The following is a 23,601-nucleotide window of genomic DNA, read 5'->3' as shown; positions in this document are numbered from 1 at the left end:
AAAAGAAGGCCTCCTGAGAGAAGCCTTCTTTTTTTACGTTGCGGTGCCGCTTTCGTTCAGTTCATGAACTTGTAACCGACACCCCATACGGTTTTTATGTATTGCGGTTCCTTCGGATTTTTCTCCAGCTTGCGCCTCAAGTTCGTCACGTGTACGTCAATTGCTCTGTCATTGATGAAAGAGTCGATGCCGCGCACGGCGTTGATCAATTCTTCGCGACTGAAGACGCGGTTCGGATGCTGGTAAAATAGTTTCATAATTTCGTATTCGGAAAACGTCGTTTCGATATGTTCTCCATGAAGCACGATCGTGCGCCTTTCCAGATCCAGCGTGAGCCCTTGCTGCGGTCCGGACGCGACGGCTGAAGTGCCCGTTCCCGCGCTTGCGGGCTGGGCAGCGGCAGGGCTCAGGGCGTTCGTACGCCGTAAGACGGCGTCCATTCTGACCTTCAGTTCCTGCATACTGAAAGGTTTGACGAGAAAATCATCTGCGCCCGAGCTGATCGCTTGAATTCTGACCGTAACGGACGGTTTCGTGGAGATAACGATGATCGGGATGGCCGTGAGCTGTCGAAATTCCGCGCACAGCTCCGTGCCGCTCGCATCCGGAAGCATGAGATCCAGAAGCAGAATGTCGGGATTAAATGAACCGAGAGCAAACTTCCCTTCGCGGGACGTTTCGACGCGTTGAACTTCGAACATTTCTTCCGTCAAGTAAAGTGTGAGCATTTCTCCGATGATCGCATCATCTTCAATAACAAGAACTCTCGTCAAACTTTATCACACCCTTTAAGAGTTTGTTAGGGATGCTCATACTTTGCTAACAATTGTAGAGGCTATTATATTATAATATGCGCCAACCATTTTCGTCTAACTGCTTTTGTAGTTTAGTAGTTTAAAAATAGACTCGAGAGCAATGTCAAGCGATTCCTCGAGCTTTAATTTTTGTTCGCTGCCTTCATCGCCGCGTTGAAGAGATTGCTGCAGCGCGGACGCACGCGCCTGTACGTCGGCCATTCCGAGATGACCGGCCGCTCCCGCGAGCGAATGGGCGAGACGGATCGCTTCGTTCAGCTCATCTTCGGCCAGCATGTCGGATAAGCGCTGCGCACTGTTCTCGTGCTGCTCCCGGAACTTCTCAAGCAATTGAAGGTACAGTTTGGTTTTGCCGTCGAGCCGCGACAAGGCAGTCGAGGTGTCGATGCCTGGCATGTCGCGTAATTCCGGCCATTCCTTGTCGGAAGCGGATGCGACCTCGGCCTCGGCCGGCCCGTCTCCCTTATGTTGACCGACCCAATTCCGCATCACGGCGAACAACTTGTCGGGATCAACCGGTTTCGTCAGAATATCGTTCATGCCGGCCTCCAGGCATCTCTCATGCTGCTCTGGCGTAACGTCCGCCGTCAGTGCGATAATCGGCAGTTGCCGAGCGTCGTACGTCTTGCGTAGTTCGATCGTCGTCTCGAGGCCATCCATGCCCGGCATATGCAAATCCATCAGTACCAAGTCAGCTGGTTCAGTCAGTAGCGCTTCGAGCGCTTCGGCGCCGCTTTCCATCAATACGACGTCGATGCCTTGCTGCTGCAGCAATTGTTGGACGACGATCCGATTGATCGCCTGGTCATCTACGGCTACCACGCGAAGTTTCCCGCTTTGGATCGGAATGTGCGCGGCGCTTGCGCTTGGCTGGACCGCACATAAGCGATCATCCTGCGTTTCATCCGGCGATCCCGTTCGCTGGCAGATGGCTTGCAGCGTTTGACGAATCTGCAGCGGGGAAGAAGGTTTGACGAGCACAGCCGCCGGTTTCAGATTCTCAGGCAAGTGCTGCAGGGCATCTCGGCCAAGGAGTGTCGTCGAACAAACCGTTTTGACCCCTTTGGCGTCCAACGCCATTTTCCAATCCGCCCATGTTTCCTCGCCGTGCATGTCACCGCATTCCATATCGACGATGAACAAGTCCGGAGGCTCGCGATCGAGCCGTTCGGCCGCTTGTGGCCAACTTCCGACAGCGGCGACATCACATCCGAATGAAGTCAGGAGGGTGCGCCAATGCTCCGCGACGACGAATTCGTCTTCCAACACGACGACGGTTCGTTCGAGCGGGAGCTGAAGCGATTCATCCGCCGAATCCGACGCGCTGCTAGCGATCGGGAATTCCAGTTCGAATCGGAAAGAGCTGCCAACGTTATAACGACTTTCGACGATCAAATGGCCGCCCATCCGCTCGACAAGCGTGCGCGAGATGACGAGGCCTAAGCCCGTACCTCCGTATTTGCGGCTTGTTTTCTCGTCAGCCTGAACGAACGGCTTGAATAGGCGCTCCAATTGCTCGTCCGTCAAGCCGATGCCCGTATCTTCAACGCGGAATCCGATTCGGGCATTGCCGTCGCGGGAGCCAATCCATTCCACGTTTATTTCGATCGTCCCGACGTTCGTGAACTTGATCGCATTGCTGCCCAGGTTCAACAAAATTTGTTCGATGCGCGGGGCATCGCCGATCAAATTAGGGATGCGCGGATCGGAGCCGATCATGAAATCGACCGGTTTCGGTCCGAGCAGCACGGAGAAAATGCCACTGAGCCGCTGCAGCGATTCGTCGATGGAGAACACCTCTTGTTCCAGCACAAGCTTGTTCGCTTCGATTTTGGAGAAATCGAGTACGTCGTTAAGAATGTGCAGCAGAGTCTGTGACGAATCGGAAATTTGCCGAATATAATCGAGCTGGATGCCGGACAGTTCCGTCCTGCGCAGCAAGTGAGTCAAGCCGATAATGCCGCCGAGCGGCGTGCGGATCTCATGGCTCATTCTTGCGAGGAACGAGCTCTTCGCCACGTTTGCGTCATCCGCTTCTTCTTTTGCAAGGAGAAGCTGGCGTTCGGTCTCTTTGTGGATGGAAATATCTCGAATGATCGCGGAGAAATAGGCGTCTCTGTTATCCCCGGGCTGATGGGCGACAACGATGATCGAGACGATCTGGCTCGAACCGTTATGCCCCCCGGACGCATAAAATTCGACTTCGCTTTGCCAGAAGCCTTGCTGCTGGGCGATCATGAGACCGTCCGCGAAAGCGACCGTCATCGGAATCGGCATGAATTGGCTCACGCGGTTGTTCTCGCTGTTCAGGCTGTCGATGCCGAGAAACGCATGACCCGCCCGATTCAAGTAGAAGATCGTGCCTTTCATATCGAACGAAGCGATCGTATCGTGCGCGCTTTCCAATATTTCGAACAGCCGCGTATTCGTTTCCACGGCTTTGTTGATCGCACTAACGTCGCGAGCGATCAGCACGTACCCTTTCGGGCTGCCGTCCGGATGACGAATGATGCTCGTGTTAATCGATACGGGCAAGCGGCGTCCATCCCGATGAATCCAGTTCCATTCCCAGTCGGGCAAGAAATCTTGTTGCGGCATCAGGAACAGCAATGATTCGTCAGGGGGAATGTTCGTCTTGAGCTTCTCGGAATAATAACTCGACCGCTCCTGTAACTGAACTGCGTCGTGCCACAGCAGCAAGCTTTGGCGACCGATCACTTCCCGATCGGTATAGCCAAGCATATCTGCAGCCCGCTGGTTAAACGATGTGATGGCAAATGAAGCGTCCGTGACGATCATAGCATATTGATTGTGGCGAATGAACGCCTCGAACGGTTCGAACAATTCCTGCAAGTTATCGATCATGCCGTTGACGGAAGAAGCGAGCACGCCGAGTTCGTCGTCCGTGCGCATTTGCAGCGGTTTCGGATAGAAATTGCCAGCGGCAACGTTTTTGGTCACTTCGATAATTTTCTTCAGCCGGTCGAGAATCAACGTTCGCGTAAGGAAAAACAACACAGTTCCAAGCAGCACTTCTGTGATCGCGACAAGGCCGATGTTCATCCAGATCGAATGCCGCAACGGGGCTTCGAACTCCGATTTGTTGACCGCAAATATGACAAACCAGTTCATGTCGGGTACGCGGACGTAAAAAAGTTTGATCTTGCGTCCGAATGCTTGCGACTCGTCATAACCTTCGTCCGTCGTACGCATTTTGTCGATGAACGGACCGAGAAGCGGTTCGTCGCGCAAGTAATTGCGATTCAAAACAAGCGACTTGTCCTGATGGTAGAGCAAATCTGTCTTCCAATCGATGAGAATTAGGGTTTTGTCTTTAAATTCGTTGGAATGCAGCGTTAATTGCGGAGCGAACAGTTCCGTCGAATCGAATGCCATACCGATGACGCTGTCGATCCCGCCCATGGAATCGAAGTTGGGCACAATCAGCCAGAGGACGGGGACGCCTTGAGCGTCAAGCTTCAAATCGGCGTAAGAGGAAATGCCGCTTATCGCGGCGTGGTAAGCGTCCAGGCTGCTCATATCTACCGTGCTGCCGTCAAGCAGATGCATGATGCCATCGGAACCCGCGACGCCGACGTGGCGAGTCGTCATGCTCGCAAGCGGAATGTCGAAGCGCAAATAGTCCAATTTATCATTGGTCGATTGCAAGTCGGGAGGCATTGAATGCGCGATCATTTCAGCTTCTTTCATTCGAAGTTGAAGCATCGCGCTAAGGCTGTCGACCGTAATCTTTAAGCTGGATAAGCTGTTATTAAGAAGCTGCCGATTCATCTGTTTGCTGGAAGATTCGTAGCTGATGAGGTTCATCGCGATGAACGAGATCGAATTCATGAGGATAAGAATAACGATGATTTTGAAGCGCAATGAACGCAGCATCGGGGTGGCTCCCTCGGATAGAGTGGGAAATATTAGCTTTATTCATATACGCGACGGAATTACGCTAATATTTTAGCTCTATCATAACGAAAGACGGCAATGTTCGACAATCAATAATTCGGACTTGCAATGACGGGTAAAAGGGAATCGTGAAGTGACAAAAGACGGGAACGGGAGCGGGGCGGTAGTGGAGAAGGGGCAGGCTGATCAGGTGCAATCGCGCGGAACGCCGCAGTACATAGAGTTTGCGGAGCGCTACGGATTTAACGACCGCGAGAAAGAGGTGCTGCGGTTATTTATGCTGTTCGGACTCTCGGACGAGGAGATCGTTCGCGTCATGGGTATTAAATCGAACGATCTCCGCAACTATATGAACTGCATGCTAGGCAAATCAAGGACGTCTTCACCCCGAGAATTGCTGGCGCTGTTCGTCCGATACCTCATTCAGCAGCAATCGGCGTAAGTCGTGGCGGTTGGTTAGGACGAGCTTGTTGAACTTGCTGGAAGCGATACGGCGAATTGGGCGCCGCCTTGCGGGCGATTGCTGGCCGCGATTTCGCCATCGTGCATGTCGACTATTTTTTGTACGATAGATAAGCCCAATCCGCTGCCTCCGCGCTCGCGTTCGCGGGATTTGTCTTCCTTGAAAAAGCGTTCGAACAAGTGGGGAAGCGCTTCCGACGAAATATCGGGTCCATTGTTGTACACAAGCGCATGAACGAGGGGGCCGGATGTCGTTAGCCGAACGCCAACGGTACCGCCTTTCGGTGTGAATTTAATACTATTGTGCAGCAGATTAATCCACACTTGACTTATTAAATCTTCGTCGGCGACGATGGTCACCTCAGGAAGATCAACATCCATTTCGATGTCTTTTTCTTGCCACAGCGGCTCGCACAACAAAATAAGATGTCGCAATTGCCTGTCCAATCGATACTTCTTCGGTTCGAAAGGATGGTGTTTCGATTCGAGCGAAGTCAGCTTCAACAAATTGTCGCTCAAGCGCGATAACCTTTTGCTTTCTGTCTCGATAATGTCCAAATAGTGGTGTTTTGTTGCGTCCGGCAAGTCCCCGGCCTGCAGTGCCTTGGCGAAACCTGCGATTGAGGTCAGCGGAGACTGAAATTCGTGGGAGACGTTAGAGATGAACTCCTGACGCATCCGTTCCATTTGGCTCAGTTCCGACGCCATTTCGTTAAACGTCGTAACGAGAGGGCCGAATTGTCCCATATACTTCGGATTCGCTTTGAACTTCACGTCGAAATTGCCTTTGGACAATTGTTTCATCGCACCGATCAAATGGAAAAACCAATCCATTTGCCTGCGCAACGGCCTGACGAATACATGTGCGAACTTTATGATCGCGTACATGAGTAAAAACGACAACTCAATCGTCAGAATCTGTTTCCAGATCGGCCAACCTAGTTCCGGATGGGTACGATTGAATATCGCACGGACCGTGTAGTAACTGATCACCCATGTTCCCACGACAGAGAGATGGATGCCGATGATTCCCATCCAGATGAACTTTGCCGGAGGGCGCAGCTGCCGACTGATTTCCTTCAACTTCTCCCGCTCTTCCGGCGTTTGCCAGTCGTCATTGTCGGTCGCGCACCATTCCCGTCGACGACGTCTTTCTTTGCTCATTCGCACACCTCCAGCCGATAACCGAGACCTCGTACGGTCGCGATCCGAATGCCGTATTCGCCGTCGGGGAATCGCTCTCTAAGCCGCTTGACGTGAACGTCTACCGTGCGCTCGTCCCCTTCGTAGTCGAATCCCCAGATTTGCTCGATCAACTGATCACGCGAGAATGTTTTGCCTGGATAGCTGGCGAATTTAAACAACAACTCGAACTCTTTCATCGGAAGCGTAAGGGAGGCGCCGGAAGCTTGGACGATAAAGGTCTGACGGTCAAGCGTCAGTTCCCCGATCGACACTTGTTGAGAAATGGAGATGCGATATCTTTTCAAGAGCGCCTTGACGCGGGCAACGAGTTCCACCGGTTCGAACGGTTTCACCATATAATCGTCCGTGCCAAGCTGAAACCCTTTCAGCTTCTGCGAAGTTTCACCTTTAGCGGTCAACATCAACAGCGGCATCTCGTAATGCTCGCGGAGTTCGCGGCACAGGTCCCAGCCGTCCATATGCGGCATCATGACATCGAGCACGACAAGATCGACGTTCGTTCCCGTCAACACTTCCAGCGCGTGCACGCCGTTCGTTGCTTCCAACACTTCGAAACCTTCTTGCGTGAGGAAGACGCGAACGAGCTCGCGAATGTGCGGATCGTCGTCGACAACAAGAATTTTGGTCATTGGCGTTCTCTCCTTTAGGGCGTGTCTGCATACTTCTATGGGAGCAGATTTTGCCGATTTTTCGTTCCATGCAAGGCGCGTATGTGAAGGCGTACCGGAGGTACGTCAAGCAAATGGAACGAAGTAGGGGGCGAAAAGGCGGTGAAAGATTCCCCTGAGCGGGTTTGCAGACACGCCCTAAGCGAGCGAGGGTGCTACCTTATTATAGCGACTACATTCTTATCATGCGCGTTGTATATGAACGGAATATGAACGGAAAGCGACTGCGCGCGATTTCGTGCTACAATATTGAGAAAAAAGAAGCGTTCAATTGGACGCGCGGGGAGATGGGCAGAATTGACGATGTTGATGGACTTCGAGCTGGGAGACGAATTCGAGCGTCTGAGCGGGCAATTGACGTTCATCGTCGAGATTGACAAATTGAAGAATGTGTTGCGCAAAACGTTCCTGATCGATCGAAGTCGGCACGAGAATACGGCCGAGCATAGCTGGCACGTCTCAGTCATGGCGATGCTTCTGCTCGAGCACGCGAACGAAGGGACGATCGATCTCAATCGCACGATTCGTATGCTTCTGTTGCACGACATCGTTGAGATTGATGCGGGCGACACTTTCGCCTACGACGTACAAGGCTACACAGATAAAGATGAACGGGAGAAAGCGGCGGCGAATCGGTTGTTCGGCTTGTTGCCGGAAGATCAGAAGAGCGAATGGATCGCATTATGGCAAGAGTTCGAAGAGGGTTCGAGCCCGGAGGCAGTCTATGCGGCGGCTCTCGACCGGCTGCAGCCTGTCATTCATAATTATTACACCGGGGGCGTCAGTTGGCGCGCTAACGGCATCGTTCGTTCCCAAGTGCTGAAGCGGCTGGCTCCCGTGCGCGAAGCTTCGGACAAACTATGGGCGTTCGCGCAGATCATCATCCAGAAATCTATCGATCAGGGATTGCTGCAAGACGATCCGGTCGCCAGTCACGATAAGAATTAAGGAGGTGCGACACGATGTCCAGATTGCTGGGCGGACGCATTATGCTCCGCGAATACCGGAAAGAGGATTTGCCGTGGATTCGTAAATGGGTGAACGATCCGAATATCGTCGAGCATCTGTCCGATATTTTTCTGTACCCCCATGCCGAACAATCGACGGAAGCGTTCCTGGAAGCCATGTTAGCAGGGGATGAGAGTAGCAGAGGTTTCGTCATCGCCGATCTCCACACCGAAGCCTATATCGGTCAGATCAATCTGGATTCGATCGATTGGAAAAATCGCGTTGGCAAAGTCGGCATCGTCATCGGCTCGACGGAAGACTTCGGAAAAGGTTACGGCACGGAGGCGATGCGACTGCTCGTCGATTTCGCATTCCTCGAGATGAATTTGAACCGTCTTGAGCTCGAAGTGTACGAGTTTAACGAACGCGCGATCCGGAGTTACGTCAGCAGCGGGTTCAGGGAAGAAGGTCGGCTAAGGGAACGTTATTACAAAAAAGGACGTTACATCGATGTTGTGCAGATGGGCGTTCTGAAGTCTGATTGGAAAGCTGCGCGGCAAAGTTAACGGTTCTGGACGGTTCTCTAGTAGCGATGAAAACCTTTCGAAACCGCAGTAACTCGCCCACCGGCAGGACTCCGAGCAGGGAATTGCTTTCAAGCTCAACCGTAACGTCGCCTTCGGGAGGCGTTCAGACTGTTTAGTAGAAAAGCCACTTGTTCGTGATCAATGATACACAAACTATAGTCGCCCTCTACTTGGCCATCTTGGCCAGGCGGAGGGCGATTCTTTATGTTCTGTTGCTATCTATCTCCCCACACTTGCCGGGTGATGACTTTCGTTTTGTTTTTAGCGTGTGTGCATGTGCTTATGAGCTTGACAATCTATATCGATCTACATCCAATCAGAGAATTCTAACGGTTGTCAACGCCGTTAAATCGCAGATTTTTGGCCATTTGTGGTTCTAACGGTTGATCTCGCGGCTATTCCAATGTTTTGACGCGACAAGAGGAAACCCGCAACAAATAACGTTGCTCATAACCGTTAGAGATTCAATGACACCATTTTTGAATGATTAACGGGTGTGGCAACCGTTAGGTTTGGTGCCATAATGGGCGCTATGGTCCACCATACAATAAAGTATACACGCCAAGGTAGCGTTTCAGACTGCCGAGACTTTCTCGACAGTCTGAACGTCGCCTTCGGGCGGCGTTTTTTTGTTTCTCTTATGCTGACCATGCTATAATTCTCCTAATCTATGAATCTATTAGTGATCAATTAGGAGAAATCTCATGAACAATTGGATCAAGTTTTCGTTATCCGCGATTGCCGCCGCCGCTGTAGTTGTCAGTCCAGTTGCCTCGAGCGGCACTGTTCGCGCAGCGTCTGCGCAGCCCGCCATTCAAGTCATCTTGGATGATGTTCCTTTGTCTCTAGGTTCCAAGCCGATTATGATCAGCAATACGACAATGGTGCCTTTTCGCGCATTCGCCAATGCACTAGGCGTGGACGTCGTGTGGGATACAGCGACGAAGTCCGTGCGGGCCGAAGCGCCGGTTAACGGAACCGTCCGTAAAATCGTGCTGACGCTCGGCAAGAAACAGGCGCTCGTCGACGGGAAATCGGTGCCCGTAGCGGTTGCGCCAGTTATCGTCGACAATACGACTTATATCCCGCTTTCATTTTTCGGGTCTCAATTCGGAGCTAAGGCTGCATGGAACGGAACGACAAAGACGGTCAGTATCGTTTCGCCGAAGAAAGCCATGCATCTTCGCGCGTTCTATGCGCTGAAATCGTACCCGCAGCGCGCGCGTATTCCGCTTATGGATTCGGTAGCGTTCGGCTGGAGCCGGATTGATGCGAACGGAGAGTTAACTCTGGAAGGAATCGATTATAACTGGCCGGAAGCGGCCGGCGAAGATACGCCCGAGGCGATTGTTCGAGGAGCGGCGGAAGCAGGAGCCGATCCATACTTGATGGTCTATGCAGTCGATGGCAAAGGTGAATTGACGAAGATGTTGAGCGATACGTCACTCGCCGCCAAGTCGATCGACAATATTGTGCGGCTTGCCTCCGACAATGGTTTTTCCGGCGTCCAGATCGATTACGAAGGGCTCGGACTAAAGCTGGATGCTGCGGGCCAGCAGAAGCTGCTGAACGATTATACGAAGCTGTTATCCGATCGGTTGAAAGAGAAGAACATCAAGCTAAGTCTCGCTGTGCCGCCGCCGAACGGCAGCTACAAAGGCTATGATTACAAGACGCTTGCTGCACTGGCGGACGATCTCGTACTTATGGCATACGACTTCAACCCGAAGCCTACTCCGGATCATACGCCTGACCCGAACGCCAAAGTCGTCGCCTCGATTGAACAAACGCTGCAAGCCGGCGTACCTGCCGATCGGCTCATTCTCGGAATCAGCCTATGGAATGAGACAACTTCAACGGTTGACGATAAGCTGGGGCTCGCGAAACGTTACGGTTTAAAGGGTGCATCGTTCTGGAGACTCACTTTCTACAGCGATGCTTTCGTGGAAGCGATTGGCAATTCAGCGGTCAAGGCAGGGGAGTAGGCGCGTGTTCGAAACCATATTGCTGAACTATTTTCCAGATGGGCATTGGACGATCGAAGAAGGCGATTCCGGGTGGAACAATACGACCCGTTACGTGGAGGCGGGCGGTCAACGTTGGGTGCTTCGCGTATACGATACGCATAAGGAGATTGAGAAAGTCCGGTTTGAGCATAAGGTGCTGCTGGCGTTAAGCGAGCTTGAATTGCCTTACCGTGTGCCCAAACCGGTGCTTGCAGCAAATGGCGAAACGATGATTCGGCTGACCGATGGATCGGGCAAGCTGGCATGCTTGTTCGCGTTCGTTGAAGGCGAGCGGCCGGAGGAAGGGGATCCGGAAGCCGCGTTCCAACTAGGTCGAGCCTCCGGGCAACTAAGCCGAGCTTTATGCGGGCTGGACGTTGGTTTGCAACCGTCCTACCCGCCTTATTATGAGATGGATGCAGCACATCCGTCGTCAGCTTCGAACGCGGTTCAAGACTTCTGCCTGCAGCCTCCTGAGCTTTTCTCTCATTTGGCGGGGCCTTTGGCACGTATCTCGGAACAATTGGTGCAGTTTCGCTCTCTTTTGTCGGAGTTAAGAGGACTGCCTCATCAACTGATTCACGGGGATATCAACTGTTCTAATGCGCTCGCGGGCAGGAATGGCAGCGGACGACTTGCAGCGATTCTCGACTTCGAATTCGCCACCTGGGATGTTCGTGCCATGGAATTCGCCGTGCTAGTCGCCGGGTATTTGAATGATAAAGAGGGTGATGCGGCGGAGTTAGGACCGTGCGTAGAACCCTTCTTACATGGCGCAGGATCGGCAATCCAGCTGGAGAGAAGAGAGGCGGCGGCCATTCCGCTGCTTGTCAAGCTGCGTATGCTCGACGTGTTTTTGCATTTCTTTGGCCGCTACCGGGACGGCGTCGACGCCGCCATTACGCTGGCGGAACAGATTGAATCCGTTGACAGCGGGTTGCTTGCGCTTGCCCGTACGGAAGCGGATTTGTCTCGTTTGTGTTTGCAATATTTGTGCGAAAAAAGCGTTTGATTCATGTGTTTTGGAGGATTGGATATTTACATATCTATAAAAATAGATATAATAAACACATGGATACTTTAACGATGCTTAAAGCGCTGTCGAACGAGACGAGATTTCGCATATTGGAATGGCTGAAGGAACCGGAGAAACATTTCGGCTCCTCGAGCGTCATGCCTGCTGCTTGCGATTTCGCGGGCGGCGTATGCGTTGGGTCGATTGCGGAGAAGTCGGGGCTGGCGCAGTCGGTCATCTCCGGATATTTGGTCAAAATGCAACGCTCGGGTTTGCTCGAGTCGAAGCGTTACGGTCAATGGACGTATTACCGGCGTCACGAGAAAGGGATAGAAGCGCTAAAAGAAGCCATTCTAAAGGAGCTATAGCCGGATGGATGGATTCTTTTTTGATTCCATTCATCTGTATTTATAGATAAATAGAAATGCATCGATCGATTGGAGGGAGTACAGTGGAAAATCAAGCATCGCCGGTAACAGGCAAACGAAACGTGGCAGCGTTGTTCGAGCCGTTTACGCTTGGAACATTGACATTGCAAAATCGGGTCGTCATGGCGCCGATGACACGCAACTTCTCGCCGGGCGGCGTACCGGGAGCTGACGTAGCGGCCTACTATAGACGCCGTGCCGAGAACGGCGTCGGATTGATCGTGACCGAAGGGACGGTCGTTAACCATCCTGCGGCATCGGGAAGCCCGAACATCCCGAACTTTCATGGAGATGAAGCGTTGGCGGGGTGGAAGAAGGTCGCCGAGGAAGTCCACGCAGTCGGGGGCAAAATTTTCCCGCAATTGTGGCACGTCGGCATGACGCGTCCCAACGGTTCACTGCCGCATCCCGAAGCGCCGTCGGTCGGTCCTTCAGGCTTGGACCTGGCAGGCGAGCAAGTCAATGAACCGATGACGCCCGAAGAAATTCGCGCAATCGTGGATGCTTTCGCGCAAGCAGCCGCGGATGCCAAACGAATCGGCTTCGACGGCATCGAATTGCATGCCGCTCACGGTTACTTGATCGACCAATTTCTATGGGAGCAGACGAACAAGCGGGAAGACGAGTATGGAGGCAGTCTCGTCGCCCGCGTGAAGTTCGCCGCCGACATCGTCCGCGCTTGCCGCGAGGCGGTGGGACCCATCTTCCCGATTCAGTTCCGTATCTCTCAGTGGAAATCCGGTTTCTATGATGCAAAACTGGCGACTACCCCTGAGCAGTTAGAGCAATTGCTGAAGCCGTTAGTAGAAGCGGGCGTCGATATTTTCCATTGCTCGACCCGCCGTTTCTGGGAACCGGAGTTCGAGGGCTCCTCGCTTAACTTCGCGGGTTGGGTAAAAAAACTGACGGGCAAACCGACCATATCTGTCGGCTCCGTCGGCCTCGACCAGGAATTTACGAGTGCGTTCAGCGGCCAGGGCGCGGGAACGTCGGATATCGACCAACTGCTTGTGCGGCTCGAAAACAAAGAATTCGATCTTGTTGCGGTTGGTCGCGCTCTGCTTGTCGATCCGGCATGGGCGGCCAAAATTCACGATGGTCGTTACGATGAGATTAAGTCTTTCACGCCGGCGGCGTTGTCTACGCTTAGTTGACGGTAAGCTCAAATGCTCGAAAGTGGAACCACCCGCGCAGGCCCGCGCAGGTGGTTCTTTTTTTGCTCTATTCATTGCCGGAACTAGCTAGCCCATGTAAGATAGGATTATAGGTTTTCTGCATGACCGCAGAGAGAAAAAGGAGCGGGAAGGTCCCATGAACATCAAAGTACGTTTAGCAGAATTGAAGGATATCGCCGCGATTGCGGATATGGATGGTGACTTATCGACGGCGCGGCTCATATGGAAGCTGCAGCATAAAGAGATCATTATCGCGATCTCGAGGCCGGAGGGGCGGGCGATTGGTTTCATCCGATTGGAGTATTTATGGTCGAAACAACCTTATATAAGCCTCATTCGTGTCGTTCCGGGCGAACGTCGCAAAGGAGTGGGCAAAAAGCTGCTTGCGTTTGCGGAGAGCTTTCTTGCCGGTCGCGGATTAACGAAGCTGTACAGCTCATCTCAAGAAGACGAAGCTGAACCGCAACAATGGCACCGACATGTCGGTTTTACGGAATGCGGAATCATTAACGGCATTAACGATGGCATAGGCGAAGTGATGTTCGTTAAATCGCTGTCCGCAGGATAAGACAATAAAACATAAACGCCCGCTTCTTCGCGAAGTCGGGCGTTTTGCTTGAGGCCTTTTTTTCAAGAGGACGAAGGGGAAGGATTGCCCCATTTGTTCGCCCATTTATCCATTTCCTTGAGCACATCCTGGAAGTCGATGCCGCTCTCGGTGAGAGAATATTCGACGCTGACGGGGACGGTCGGGAATACTTCGCGTTTCACAACGCCGGCCTGTTCCAACAGTCGCAACGTGTCTGTCAGAGATTGGGTTGCGATTTGTTTCGTATTGCGCTGCAATTGCTTGAAACGGGTAGGACCTTTGCATAACTCGGCGATAACGGGAAACGCCCACTTCGATCCGAGAATGATCAGTGCGTTACAAATATGCGGATAAGGTTCCGTCGTTTCGTCGTTGAAGGCGTCAAGGTTCAAAATGGCTTGTCGTTTCGTCATGATTCTCCTCCAATGCTTTAAATTATATAGTAAATCAACTAAGGCGTTCTACGTCAAAACATTTTGCCTTCTTACATTATGTAAGTTGATCCATTAAGATGTCAATCAAGAGTAGCGGATCATCATCCGCAACTTGCAATCGACATCGAAAGGGATGGGGAAGATGGCTAGAATCAGTATTTTGTTATTGACGTTGGGCGCTTTCGTTACGGGAACGGCGGAGCTGGTCGTCGTCGGCATCCAGCAACGCATCGCGGACGATTTGAACATTACGATCGGCTTGGCCGGCCAGCTTGTATCCGCTTTTTCGCTCGCGTTTGCGATCGGCACGCCGATTATTATTTCAGTTACGTCAAGATTGCCCCGGAAGCGGCTTCTAATCTATGCGTTGGCGATGTTCGCCGTAGGTTCCGCTGCTTCGTTCTTTAGCACAACGTATACGGCGATGTTGATCGCCAGAGCAATCGTCGGCATGAGTGCGGGCGTCTTTACAGTAGTGGCTTTCGGATCGGTCTCCAAGCTTGTGCCTGCGGACCGGATCGGGAAGGCAGTCGGAACGGTGTCGCTCGGCATCAGCACATCGATGGTCGTCGGCGTGCCTGCCGGAATCGCCGTCACCGATGCTTTGTCGTGGCAAGCGGTATTCGGCGCGTTGGCGATCGTCGCGATCGTGACGATGTTGCTTATTCTGCGGTTTTTGCCGGACATTGAGGGTGATGAGGAAGTACCGTTCCTACGGCAATTTCGGGTGCTACGTAATCCCGTCATCGCCTTTGCAATGATTGCGTCGTTCTTTTTCAGCACCAGTTTTTCATCGCTTTACAGTTACATTTCACCCTTCATTCGAACGGTATATCATTTTAGCGTATCGCAAGCTTCAGCGATGATGGCGGCACTTGGCATTGCCAGCGTACTTGCTTCCCGTATGGGCGGCGTATGGGCTGACCGCTGGGGAACGTCGCGTACGATCTACGCTGGGCTGGTCGGCGGCGTTATTTCCTTGGCGATCGTACAGAGCCTGTCCGATGTCGCTATTATCGGCTCCGCCTTGTTATGCCTCTGGCTATTCTCGATGAGCGTGGCGATTCCGGCTATACAGACGTTTTTCATACGCCAATCTCCCGGGTTCTCCAATCTTGTGCTTGGCTTAAATACGTCAGTCCTTCATCTCGGCGTTGCAGCCGGCGCTGGCATAGGCGGTGCGGTTGCGGAGTCGACTTCATCCATTGCGCATCACCCTTCGGTATCTGCGTTGGCGGCATTGGTTAGTTTAACGATGGCGGTTGTCGCTGTACGCAGATCCACAACAACCGAGACCTATGTGAAAGAAGCGACCTGAGCGGTCGTTTCTAGGGCGTGTCTGAATACTCCGAGGGCAGCAGATTTTGCTGAATTTTTCGTTCCATGCAAGGAACTTTTGTGAAGGCGTACCGGGGGTACGTCGAGCAAAAGTGACGAAGCAGGGGGCGAAAAGGCGGTGAAAGATGCCCCTGAGCGAGTTTTCAGACACGCCCTAGCATACGAGCATATTAAGCAGCTAACGACTGGACGGCACGTGAACGCGAACGCAAATAGTGGACGACACATAAGAGCGACAGCGCGACGATAACGGCAAGCCCCCAATAGATGTTGCTGTACGCATGGGAGAGCTTAAAGTCTTTCTGCCAGCCGACCGCTGTTGCCGACATCGCTACACCGAACGCCCCACTGAAAAATTGCAAAAGCTGCTGAAGACCGAGACCGGACCCGATCTGTTTCGGCGGCAGGATGCGCGACATCTCGTTCGAGACGCTGCTAGTGATGAACGTAAATCCGATGCTGAGCAAAATGTAGATGACTGAGATTGCCGCGTAACCCGCTCCGTCGAACAGAGCGAACAGCACAACCGATAGAAGCACAATTAGCGGGACGTATCGGATAATCGGCAGATTGCCTTTGCGATCGATCATCCGTCCGACGCGCGAGGAGACTAACATGGACAACAGAGAGCCGGGGAAAATAACAAGCCCGGCTTCGATGGCGCTTAAGCCGTATTGTTTGACGAGCAGCTGCGGCATCAAATATAAGGTCGAGAAGCTGCACAAGTATGCCGCGATGCCGACTGCGCTAAGCGATAAATAAGGTTTATTGGCGAACAAGGCAGGCAACACAAACGGCTGGGCCGCTTTGCGGATACGTATAATGAACAGCAATATGGCGGCGACACCGCCGATAAGCGCGATCCAGGAATGATTCGTTAGAAACATCAACAATCCGGTTGTTCCTGCACCGGCCAACAATGCGCCGAGTGCATCGAACGAACCACGGGCAGGCTTCTCCCGCGGAACCGTCGCCAGAAAGAACGGAACGAGTACAAACGTTACCGCAGTAACGAGAAACAGCTCGTGCCAGCCTAAGTATTCTACGATAGCGCCGCCAGCGACGGGGCCAATGCCTAACCCAAGAGCTGCAGCGGACATAATCGTCGCCATCGCTTTACCTCTGCGTTCCAACGGGACGTAACGGGAGCAGATCACAAGCGCAAGGGCGGGTATCGCGCCTGCACCGGACGCTTGAACGAACCGGACGGCGAGCAGCATCACGTAGCTGTCGACGAAATACCCGACGATGGCGGCTAGACTGAGCGACAAACTGCCGATGACAAGCAGGCGGTGGATCGGCACGAAGTCAGACAACCGGCTATACGTAATGGACGAGATCGCGAAAATAATCGAGTATCCCGTAACGATCCACGATGTAGCGACTGCGCTCAGTCCATACTCCTTGGCGACATCGGTCAAGGCGAAGTTAAACATCATTGTATTCATAATAACAAGAATGACCGAAATGCCGAGCAACGCGATCAGAAACCCTTCCTTACGGAAGAGCGATCGATCCGGAATTGAAGCTGCAGGGTGAGTCGGGCTGGACATACTTGAACCACTCCTCTATGTTTGTAAGTTCGATTGTTATCGAACAATTGGAATATAACATGCGATGTGGTAAAATGCAATCATTGCCATCGAAAGGGGGCACATCATGAAAGTACTCCATCATCCGGACAGAGACGATTTGCATTTATCATCCGTGCTTTACGCGTTAAGCGACCCCATTCGGCTATTTATCGTATCGGAAATCAAGAAAGCGGGAGAGAAGTCGTGTGGAGATATCGGCGTGCCTGTCGTGAAGTCTACGCTGTCTCATCATGCTCGCACGCTCCGTGAATGCGGCATTGTGAACACTCGCGTTCAAGGCACGCTTCGGTTATTGTCATTAAGGGAAGCGGATTTGGAGTTTCGGTTTCCGGGGTTGCTGCACGCCATCCTCGATGCTTATGAGAAGTCGGAAGATAAAATTACGGCGGACAATCTCGCCGGACATGTCGAAAAGGCGGAGCGCCAATAATCAGGCGCTTCGCCTTTCAACGTTTATCCTCCATTCAACGAGGAGAAACCATGTTCTCCGGCCGCACGACTTCGTCGAATTTCGCTTCCGTGATCAAGCCGCTTTGCAAAGCGGCTTCTTTGAGCGTTAACCCTTGCGCATGTGCCAGCTTCGCAATGCTGGCGGCATTCTCATAGCCGATATGCGGATTAAGCGCGGTGACGAGCATGAGAGATCGCTCAAGATGCAACTTAATGACGGCTTCGTTCGCTTCAATGCCGACGGCGCAATGATCATTAAACGAACGAATCGCATCTGCAAGCAGTGTCGACGATTGCAGGAAGTTGTAAGCGATAACGGGTTTGAACACGTTTAGTTCGAAATTACCTTGGCTGGCCGCGAACCCGATCGTCGCGTCGTTGCCCATCACTTGAGCGGCGACCATCGTCAGCGCCTCGGATTGGGTGGGGTTCACTTTGCCTGGCATAATCGAGCTGCCCGGCTCGTTCGCGGGAATCGTGATTTCGCCGATGCCGCTGCGAGGGCCGCTGGCGAGCCAGCGAACGTCGTTGGCGATCTTCATGAGATCGGCGGCAAGCGCCTTAAACGCGCCATGAACGTGAACGAGTTCGTCGTGGCTCGTCAATGCGTGAAACTTATTATCCGCGGAGACAAATGACTTGCCGCTCAGTTCGCCAAGTTTGGCGGAGACGCGTTCGCCGAATTCGGGGTGGGCATTAATGCCCGTCCCGACTGCGGTTCCGCCGATGGCGAGTTCCCTTAAGTATTCTGCGCTATCGCTAATCATGCGCGAGCTCTTGTCCAGCATGGCGGTCCAGCCGCTAAACTCTTGCCCGAGCGTTAGCGGTGTCGCGTCTTGCAGATGAGTGCGGCCGATCTTGATGATGCGTGAGAATTGATCACTTTTACCCGCTAACGTGTCTCTCAGTGCCTTGATGGCGGGAATAACCTGGTCTTCAACTGCCATTAAAGCCGCAACATGCATCGCTGTTGGGAACGTGTCGTTAGAGCTCTGCGACTTGTTGACGTCGTCGTTCGGATGGATGCGTTCTTCGGTCACCCCTTGTTCGTCCAATAACGCATTCGCTCGAAACGCGATGACTTCGTTCACGTTCATGTTCGATTGCGTGCCGCTGCCTGTCTGCCAGACTGCGAGCGGGAAGTTGTCGTCCCATCGCCCGGAGATGACTTCGTCCGCCGCCTTAATGATTACTTTGGCCTTGACGTCGCTTAGCAGACCGAGCTCATGGTTAACGATCGCCGCGCTTTTCTTGAGCAGAGCGAAGACGCGAATGAGGGCGAGCGGCATTTTCTCCGTGCCGATCCGGAAATTGTCCAAGCTACGCTGCGTCTGAGCCCCCCAGAGTTTATCGGAAGGCACGCGAACTTCTCCGATTGAATCCTTCTCTACGCGATAATCCATCTCAACACCTCACTAGCGATATTTTCACAGATCGTATCATGTTTGTAGCTTCTTACATCACGAGTAAAAATAAACAAAGAAATAAACATGGCTGCACAATGACTTCGAATTTCGAATGAAATATGAAATATAGGGGAGGATGACCATGAAATTATTGAAGGAACTCTCAAGCTTCTGCCTTCCGCCGATCGATCGCTTCCGCCATCGTTTTGTCGGTCAGGTGGGCGTAGATTTGCGTCGTCTCTGGAGAAGCGTGGCCAAGCTGCTCTTGTGTCTTGTACAAGTCGTTGCTCATATAGTAGTCAGTCGCGAATGAATGGCGAAGTTTGTGCACGGACAAATACGGCTTACCGAACCGCTTGGCGTACTTGATCACCATTTCCTGGATAGCGCGCTTCGTCATGCGCGATCCTTCTTTCTTGCCGTTGGCGATCGCGAGAAACAGCGCTTTTTCGCGCTTGGGCGCCTTGTATCGGGTTTCGCGAAGGGTGAGGTACAGTTCAAGATCTGCGATCGCGTCTTGGCGGAAATAGACGGGCGTCTTAAACGTGTCATCGTTTTTACCTTTACGATATACATAGACGAGTTTTTTCTTGAAATCGACATCATCCGTGTTCAAATTAACAAGCTCGGACACCCGCAGACCGGAATTCAAAATCAGGCTTACAATGCAACAGTCCCGAACGCTATTTAGTTCGTGGGCGTATATCGCTTGTTTGTTGGTCGCGACGTCATGGGCATAATCTTGTTTAATGTAGTTAATGAATTCGAGATTTTCTTCCTCTTGCAACAACTTACCCTCTAGCTTGGCGGCTGTATCTTTCGGTTTATGCGTACGTTTTATCGACACTTTGGCCATGACATTTCGCTTAAGGAGTGGATAAAACTCTTCGTCTTCCGCAATCTGGCTAAGATAATGGAACAGCGAACGAAGGGAGCTTAGCTTGCGTGATATCGTTGTCCGCGTATTGGCGTTATCCCGCTTGGAAGCGAGAAACATACGAAAATTATCGATGCTGTCCATGTGGAGCTTCTCCAGATCAACGAGCGGAATTTCGGTCATTTTGTCGGCGGAGGTGAGTCCTTCTGCCATAAGCCAGGACAGGAAGGTTTTGTAATCTCTAACGTATTCGAGCAGGGAGGAGGGCGACAAATCCGGCAGCTTGTAGTTGATAAATTTCTCGACGTACCACGGCATTTCCGGGACGAGCCGATCAAGTTCGATGCGGTCTTTCTTTTTCTGAATGTTCATGCGGCGATTCCCCTTGTCTGACCGAAATGAGATTAATTTGATTATAGCAAATTAGGCTCACTGTGGCTCGACCATCGAATTGCGTGGATGCTGGGCGACATTCCCAATCGAACAATTTTGCAGAAATGGATTGACAGCTGAAATGAAAGCGCATAATGTATTAGTTAATAAACCTAATTAATGTATGGCAAGCGATTTTCGGCAAGTAGGAACGAGGGAATAGCATGGCAAAAAGATCGGCAGACCAGAAGTTGGTTCGCATGACGAACCAGAATTTGATCTTATCGACGCTAAGGGCGAGCGAAAGCGCGACCCGCAGCAGCTTGTCCAAAGCATTGCAGCTTAGCGTACCTAGCGTGTGCGCGAACGTAGACCAATTAATCGAGTTCGGAATCGTCCGGGAAGTGGGCGAGGAGACGTCGAGCGTCGGCCGCAAGGCGAAGCTGTTGAAAATGAATTTCGGGTTCGGTTATCTCGTGTCGATCGACCTGAGCAATCCGTGCGTCACCATTGCACTGAGCGACCTGGAACCGAAAGTCGTTCACGAAGTGAAGTTTGACCTGGAGCTGTTTGAGCTCGAGCAACTATCTGAGTTACTGCTTGTCAATGTGGAGCAATTGCTGACACTGGCCGGAGTCCAGCCAGGTCGCCTGCTGTCGATTTCCGTATCGGTGCCTGGCATCGTTGACAGCGAGCGAGGCGTAGCGGAATGCGGATCTTATTTAACTCCGCTTGGCCGCGTCGACTTCCGGGCGTTGTTTATGTCCAAATACGATGTTCCGGTGCTTGTACAGAAAGACATCGATGCGGCGGTGATCGCCGAACGGAACTTCGGCGCAGGCAAAGAAACCGACAATGCAGTATTCGTCAGTGCGGATGTTGGCGTCGGTCTCGGCATTCTGCTCGGCGGTGCTTTGTTCAAAGGGAGCCGTCACGCGGCGGGCGAACTGTGCAAGTTCGTCATGGATCGCGAAAGTACGGAAGACGGCGAACGACTCGTCGACCTCGTCTCTGCGAAGGCGCTAGTTCAGGCGGTACAGAGAGAGATTCGATCGGGAGCGGCAAGTCAAGCTGTGACGGAGGCGGGAGGTTCGATCGATGCGATCGATTTTAACGCTGTTATCCGTGCGACGCTGGCCGGTGATGAACTGTGTGTGAGAATCGTTCAGGAATGCGCTCGCATTATGGGGATCGCAGTCTCGAACATTTTGCTGCTTCTCGATCTGGAATGTGTCATCCTGGGCGGGGGGTTCGTGTCGCTCGGCGAGACTTATACGGCAACGCTTGCAGCGGAAGCGCGCAAGCATGTGCCGAACGCGCCGCGAATCGTAACGACGAAGCTCAAAAACAAAGCGGTGCTTATGGGCGGTCTCAGCCTTGCGCTCGAGTCGACGTTCGAGGAAGTGCTTGAACGTCAAGAGAAAGCTCAGTAAGAGGCGGCGTCATACTTGTCCCCGCATGCGTTGCTTCTGTTGGAAGCTGTTACGATGAAAAACATCTACAGCGATGGTGGGGTGGGCGATAACGCCTGCTCCAGTCCGAGTAACGACGAAAAACATCGTTACTGCCCAGCGAAAACGTAAAATGAATCCTATAACGATGAAAAACATCGTTAAAGCGGTGGAGGGGCGGGGAATAACGCCGCAGCTGTCCATTAACGATGAAAAACAACGTTACAGCCCCGCGGAAACACAAAATGAATCGTCTAGCGATGAAAAACATCGCTAAATCGTTTGGGTTGGGCGATGTTGTCTCAAGAAACGCTCGACGTAGTTAGGATGAGCGTCCTATTGGCCACCATCGCGTATCTGATTAATTAAGAAAGTTAATTAATCATTCGATACAGTATCACGGCACCTGGTTTGGTTCCACACCGATGGAACAATTAACGAGTGATTGAGCCTTGGACATAACCGGTGTGTCCGAGTTCAATATATACATTTGGCATACAAGGGAGAGTCACGAAATGAGAAACAAGAAAGCTAGCAGAATGACATCGTCTTTGTTGCTTGTCGCGTTGACAAGCGGATTGCTCGCAGGCTGTGGAAGTAACAATAACAATTCGAGCAACGCATCCGGCAGCCCCGAGGCCAGTTCCAGCCCGGTCGCAAGCGGTTCCGCGACTCCTGCCGACGGCAAAAAAGTGAAGCTGCGCGTCGCGACGTCTTTTGCCGGTTCGGATCCTTGGGTAAACGCATTTACGGATTCTGTCAAAGCTTTCGAAGCTGCTAACCCGAATATTACGGTTGTCGACGAGTCGACGCCGGTCAACGCGGAAGCGCTGCGCACGAAGATTAAAGCAGACGCTGCGACGGGCAACCTCGCGGATGTCATGTTCTACTTCAACGGCAGCGAGACGAAAATGCTTCAGGAAACGAATGAAATCGTGTCTTGGGAAGACGAGCTTGCTAAAGATCCGGAGTGGGCGAGCACGTTTAACGCAGGCATTCTCGAGAAAGTGAAATACGAAGGCAAACAATACTCGCTCCCATACATCGGCTTCTATGAAGGATTGTTCTGGAACAAAAGCTTGTTCGACAAGTTCCAACTCGAAGCTCCGACCACTTACGATGCGTTCATGAAAGCGGTAGACACGTTCGCAAAAAATGACGTTATTCCGTTTGCAACTTCGCTGACGACGCCTTATTTGCAAGAGGCACTTGTCCTTTCGCAAGTCGGTCCGGAAGGCCAGAAACTCGCTTATGATCCGTCTTGGGCACCAGCAATTAACATCATTAAAGAATTGAATAACAAGAAGGCGTTCCCTCGCGATGCACTAACGCTTGACGACGACAAGGCGCAGGCGCTGTTCTCCGGCGAGAAAGCGGCGATGATGTTTAACGGTTCCTGGACCGCTGTCGGCTTGTCCAAAAACCCGGCGATCCAAATCACGCCGTTCCCGCTCGTTCCAGGCGGCAAAGGCGAGAACATGATCATCTCCGGCTTCGGATCCGGTTGGTACATGAAGAAAAACGATGACCAAGCCCAATACAATGCAGCGCTCGCGTTCGTCAAATATATGACGTCTCCTGATGTGGCTGGCAAGTTTGCAGCAATCGGCGGTACGTATGCAGTGAAAACGACGGATTCGGGCGACACGGCGGAACTGCTGAAATCAGGCAACGCGATGGTCGCGCAAGCAAAAGATTTCGTTATGCCGATCGACTCTTACGTGTCCCGTGAATCGTACACGGACTTCCTGAAAGGTCTGTCGTACTTGGCTAACGGCAAGAAAACGGCGGAAGAAGTGCTCGCGCAAGCGAAGAAGCTTAGCGATCGCAATAAAGGTTAAGCAAGCAGGGTAGTTTTCTC

The 23,601-nt window shown here is 52.3% G+C and carries 20 protein-coding genes; 12 read left to right on the top strand and 8 right to left on the bottom strand.

What is annotated here, in order from left to right:
* Nucleotides 1–56: 56 nt before the first annotated feature.
* Nucleotides 57–773, bottom strand: a complete 717-nt coding sequence (locus tag ACFPOF_RS27035) for a response regulator transcription factor (protein ID WP_378138478.1) — start codon at nt 771–773, stop codon at nt 57–59.
* Between the two features lie 96 nt (nt 774–869).
* On the bottom strand, nt 870–4,712 hold the full coding sequence (locus tag ACFPOF_RS27030) for a response regulator (RefSeq protein WP_378138477.1): 3,843 nt from the start codon (nt 4,710–4,712) through the stop codon (nt 870–872).
* A 154-nt stretch (nt 4,713–4,866) separates the two neighbouring features.
* On the opposite strand from ACFPOF_RS27030, the gene ACFPOF_RS27025 reads away from it, so the two are divergent.
* Nucleotides 4,867–5,175 carry a helix-turn-helix transcriptional regulator gene (locus ACFPOF_RS27025; RefSeq protein WP_378138476.1) on the top strand — a complete coding sequence of 103 codons (309 nt, stop codon included), beginning with the start codon at nt 4,867–4,869 and terminating at the stop codon, nt 5,173–5,175.
* 14 nt (nt 5,176–5,189) lie between these two features.
* Here ACFPOF_RS27025 and ACFPOF_RS27020 read toward each other — a convergent pair whose 3' ends face one another.
* Entirely contained in the window at nt 5,190–6,359 is a 1,170-nt protein-coding gene (locus ACFPOF_RS27020; protein WP_378138475.1) for an ATP-binding protein, read from the bottom strand.
* Nucleotides 6,356–7,030 (bottom strand): response regulator transcription factor, encoded by a 675-nt coding sequence (locus tag ACFPOF_RS27015; protein ID WP_378138474.1) that lies wholly within the window; start codon nt 7,028–7,030, stop codon nt 6,356–6,358. Before ACFPOF_RS27015 ends, ACFPOF_RS27020 begins: the two co-directional genes overlap by 4 nt.
* 342 nt (nt 7,031–7,372) lie before the next feature.
* Between ACFPOF_RS27015 and ACFPOF_RS27010 the strand changes: the two genes are divergently transcribed.
* The 7 genes from ACFPOF_RS27010 to ACFPOF_RS26980 all read left to right on the top strand — a co-directional run bounded on the left by ACFPOF_RS27010 (nt 7,373) and on the right by ACFPOF_RS26980 (nt 13,796).
* Nucleotides 7,373–8,017, top strand: coding sequence for an HD domain-containing protein (locus tag ACFPOF_RS27010; RefSeq protein WP_378138556.1), 645 nt, complete (start codon nt 7,373–7,375; stop codon nt 8,015–8,017).
* A 14-nt stretch (nt 8,018–8,031) separates the two neighbouring features.
* Nucleotides 8,032–8,583 carry a GNAT family N-acetyltransferase gene (locus ACFPOF_RS27005; protein WP_378138473.1) on the top strand — a complete coding sequence of 184 codons (552 nt, stop codon included), beginning with the start codon at nt 8,032–8,034 and terminating at the stop codon, nt 8,581–8,583.
* Between the two features lie 725 nt (nt 8,584–9,308).
* Entirely contained in the window at nt 9,309–10,589 is a 1,281-nt protein-coding gene (locus ACFPOF_RS27000) for a stalk domain-containing protein (RefSeq protein ID WP_378138472.1), read from the top strand.
* 4 nt (nt 10,590–10,593) lie between these two features.
* Nucleotides 10,594–11,622, top strand: coding sequence for a phosphotransferase (locus ACFPOF_RS26995; protein WP_378138471.1), 1,029 nt, complete (start codon nt 10,594–10,596; stop codon nt 11,620–11,622).
* Between the two features lie 74 nt (nt 11,623–11,696).
* Nucleotides 11,697–11,993: an ArsR/SmtB family transcription factor gene (locus ACFPOF_RS26990; protein WP_378138470.1), complete on the top strand. Its 297-nt coding sequence runs from the start codon at nt 11,697–11,699 to the stop codon at nt 11,991–11,993.
* An 83-nt stretch (nt 11,994–12,076) separates the two neighbouring features.
* Nucleotides 12,077–13,207, top strand: coding sequence for an NADH:flavin oxidoreductase (locus tag ACFPOF_RS26985; protein WP_378138469.1), 1,131 nt, complete (start codon nt 12,077–12,079; stop codon nt 13,205–13,207).
* Nucleotides 13,208–13,364: 157 nt separating this feature from the next.
* Nucleotides 13,365–13,796 (top strand): GNAT family N-acetyltransferase, encoded by a 432-nt coding sequence (locus ACFPOF_RS26980; protein ID WP_378138468.1) that lies wholly within the window; start codon nt 13,365–13,367, stop codon nt 13,794–13,796.
* A gap of 62 nt (nt 13,797–13,858) precedes the next feature.
* On the opposite strand, the gene ACFPOF_RS26975 is transcribed toward ACFPOF_RS26980, so the two are convergent.
* Entirely contained in the window at nt 13,859–14,230 is a 372-nt protein-coding gene (locus tag ACFPOF_RS26975; RefSeq protein ID WP_378138467.1) for a winged helix-turn-helix transcriptional regulator, read from the bottom strand.
* A gap of 163 nt (nt 14,231–14,393) precedes the next feature.
* Here ACFPOF_RS26975 and ACFPOF_RS26970 point away from each other — a divergent pair, with 163 nt between their 5' ends.
* On the top strand, nt 14,394–15,569 hold the full coding sequence (locus ACFPOF_RS26970) for an MFS transporter (protein WP_378138466.1): 1,176 nt from the start codon (nt 14,394–14,396) through the stop codon (nt 15,567–15,569).
* Nucleotides 15,570–15,759: 190 nt separating this feature from the next.
* Here the strand turns inward: ACFPOF_RS26970 and ACFPOF_RS26965 are convergent, their stop codons facing one another.
* On the bottom strand, nt 15,760–17,142 hold the full coding sequence (locus ACFPOF_RS26965) for an MFS transporter (protein WP_378138465.1): 1,383 nt from the start codon (nt 17,140–17,142) through the stop codon (nt 15,760–15,762).
* A 106-nt stretch (nt 17,143–17,248) separates the two neighbouring features.
* Here ACFPOF_RS26965 and ACFPOF_RS26960 point away from each other — a divergent pair, with 106 nt between their 5' ends.
* Nucleotides 17,249–17,614, top strand: coding sequence for an ArsR/SmtB family transcription factor (locus ACFPOF_RS26960; protein ID WP_378138464.1), 366 nt, complete (start codon nt 17,249–17,251; stop codon nt 17,612–17,614).
* Nucleotides 17,615–17,648: 34 nt separating this feature from the next.
* Here ACFPOF_RS26960 and fumC read toward each other — a convergent pair whose 3' ends face one another.
* The gene (fumC, locus tag ACFPOF_RS26955) at nt 17,649–19,037 is read right to left on the bottom strand and encodes a class II fumarate hydratase (RefSeq protein ID WP_378138463.1); all 1,389 of its coding nucleotides are present in this window, start codon (nt 19,035–19,037) and stop codon (nt 17,649–17,651) included.
* Nucleotides 19,038–19,203: 166 nt separating this feature from the next.
* Nucleotides 19,204–20,289 carry a tyrosine recombinase XerS gene (gene xerS / locus ACFPOF_RS26950; RefSeq protein WP_378138462.1) on the bottom strand — a complete coding sequence of 362 codons (1,086 nt, stop codon included), beginning with the start codon at nt 20,287–20,289 and terminating at the stop codon, nt 19,204–19,206.
* Between the two features lie 224 nt (nt 20,290–20,513).
* Here xerS and ACFPOF_RS26945 point away from each other — a divergent pair, with 224 nt between their 5' ends.
* Nucleotides 20,514–21,722: an ROK family transcriptional regulator gene (locus ACFPOF_RS26945; RefSeq protein ID WP_378138461.1), complete on the top strand. Its 1,209-nt coding sequence runs from the start codon at nt 20,514–20,516 to the stop codon at nt 21,720–21,722.
* A 533-nt stretch (nt 21,723–22,255) separates the two neighbouring features.
* Nucleotides 22,256–23,581, top strand: a complete 1,326-nt coding sequence (locus ACFPOF_RS26940) for an ABC transporter substrate-binding protein (protein WP_378138460.1) — start codon at nt 22,256–22,258, stop codon at nt 23,579–23,581.
* The last annotated feature ends 20 nt before the right edge of the window (nt 23,582–23,601 follow it).

The sequence above is a fragment of the Cohnella soli genome (assembly GCF_042655525.1).
GTDB classification, from domain to species: domain Bacteria; phylum Bacillota; class Bacilli; order Paenibacillales; family Paenibacillaceae; genus Cohnella; species Cohnella soli.
The sequence above is the reverse complement of the archived record's forward strand: the minus strand, read 5'-3'. Positions and strand labels throughout refer to the sequence as shown.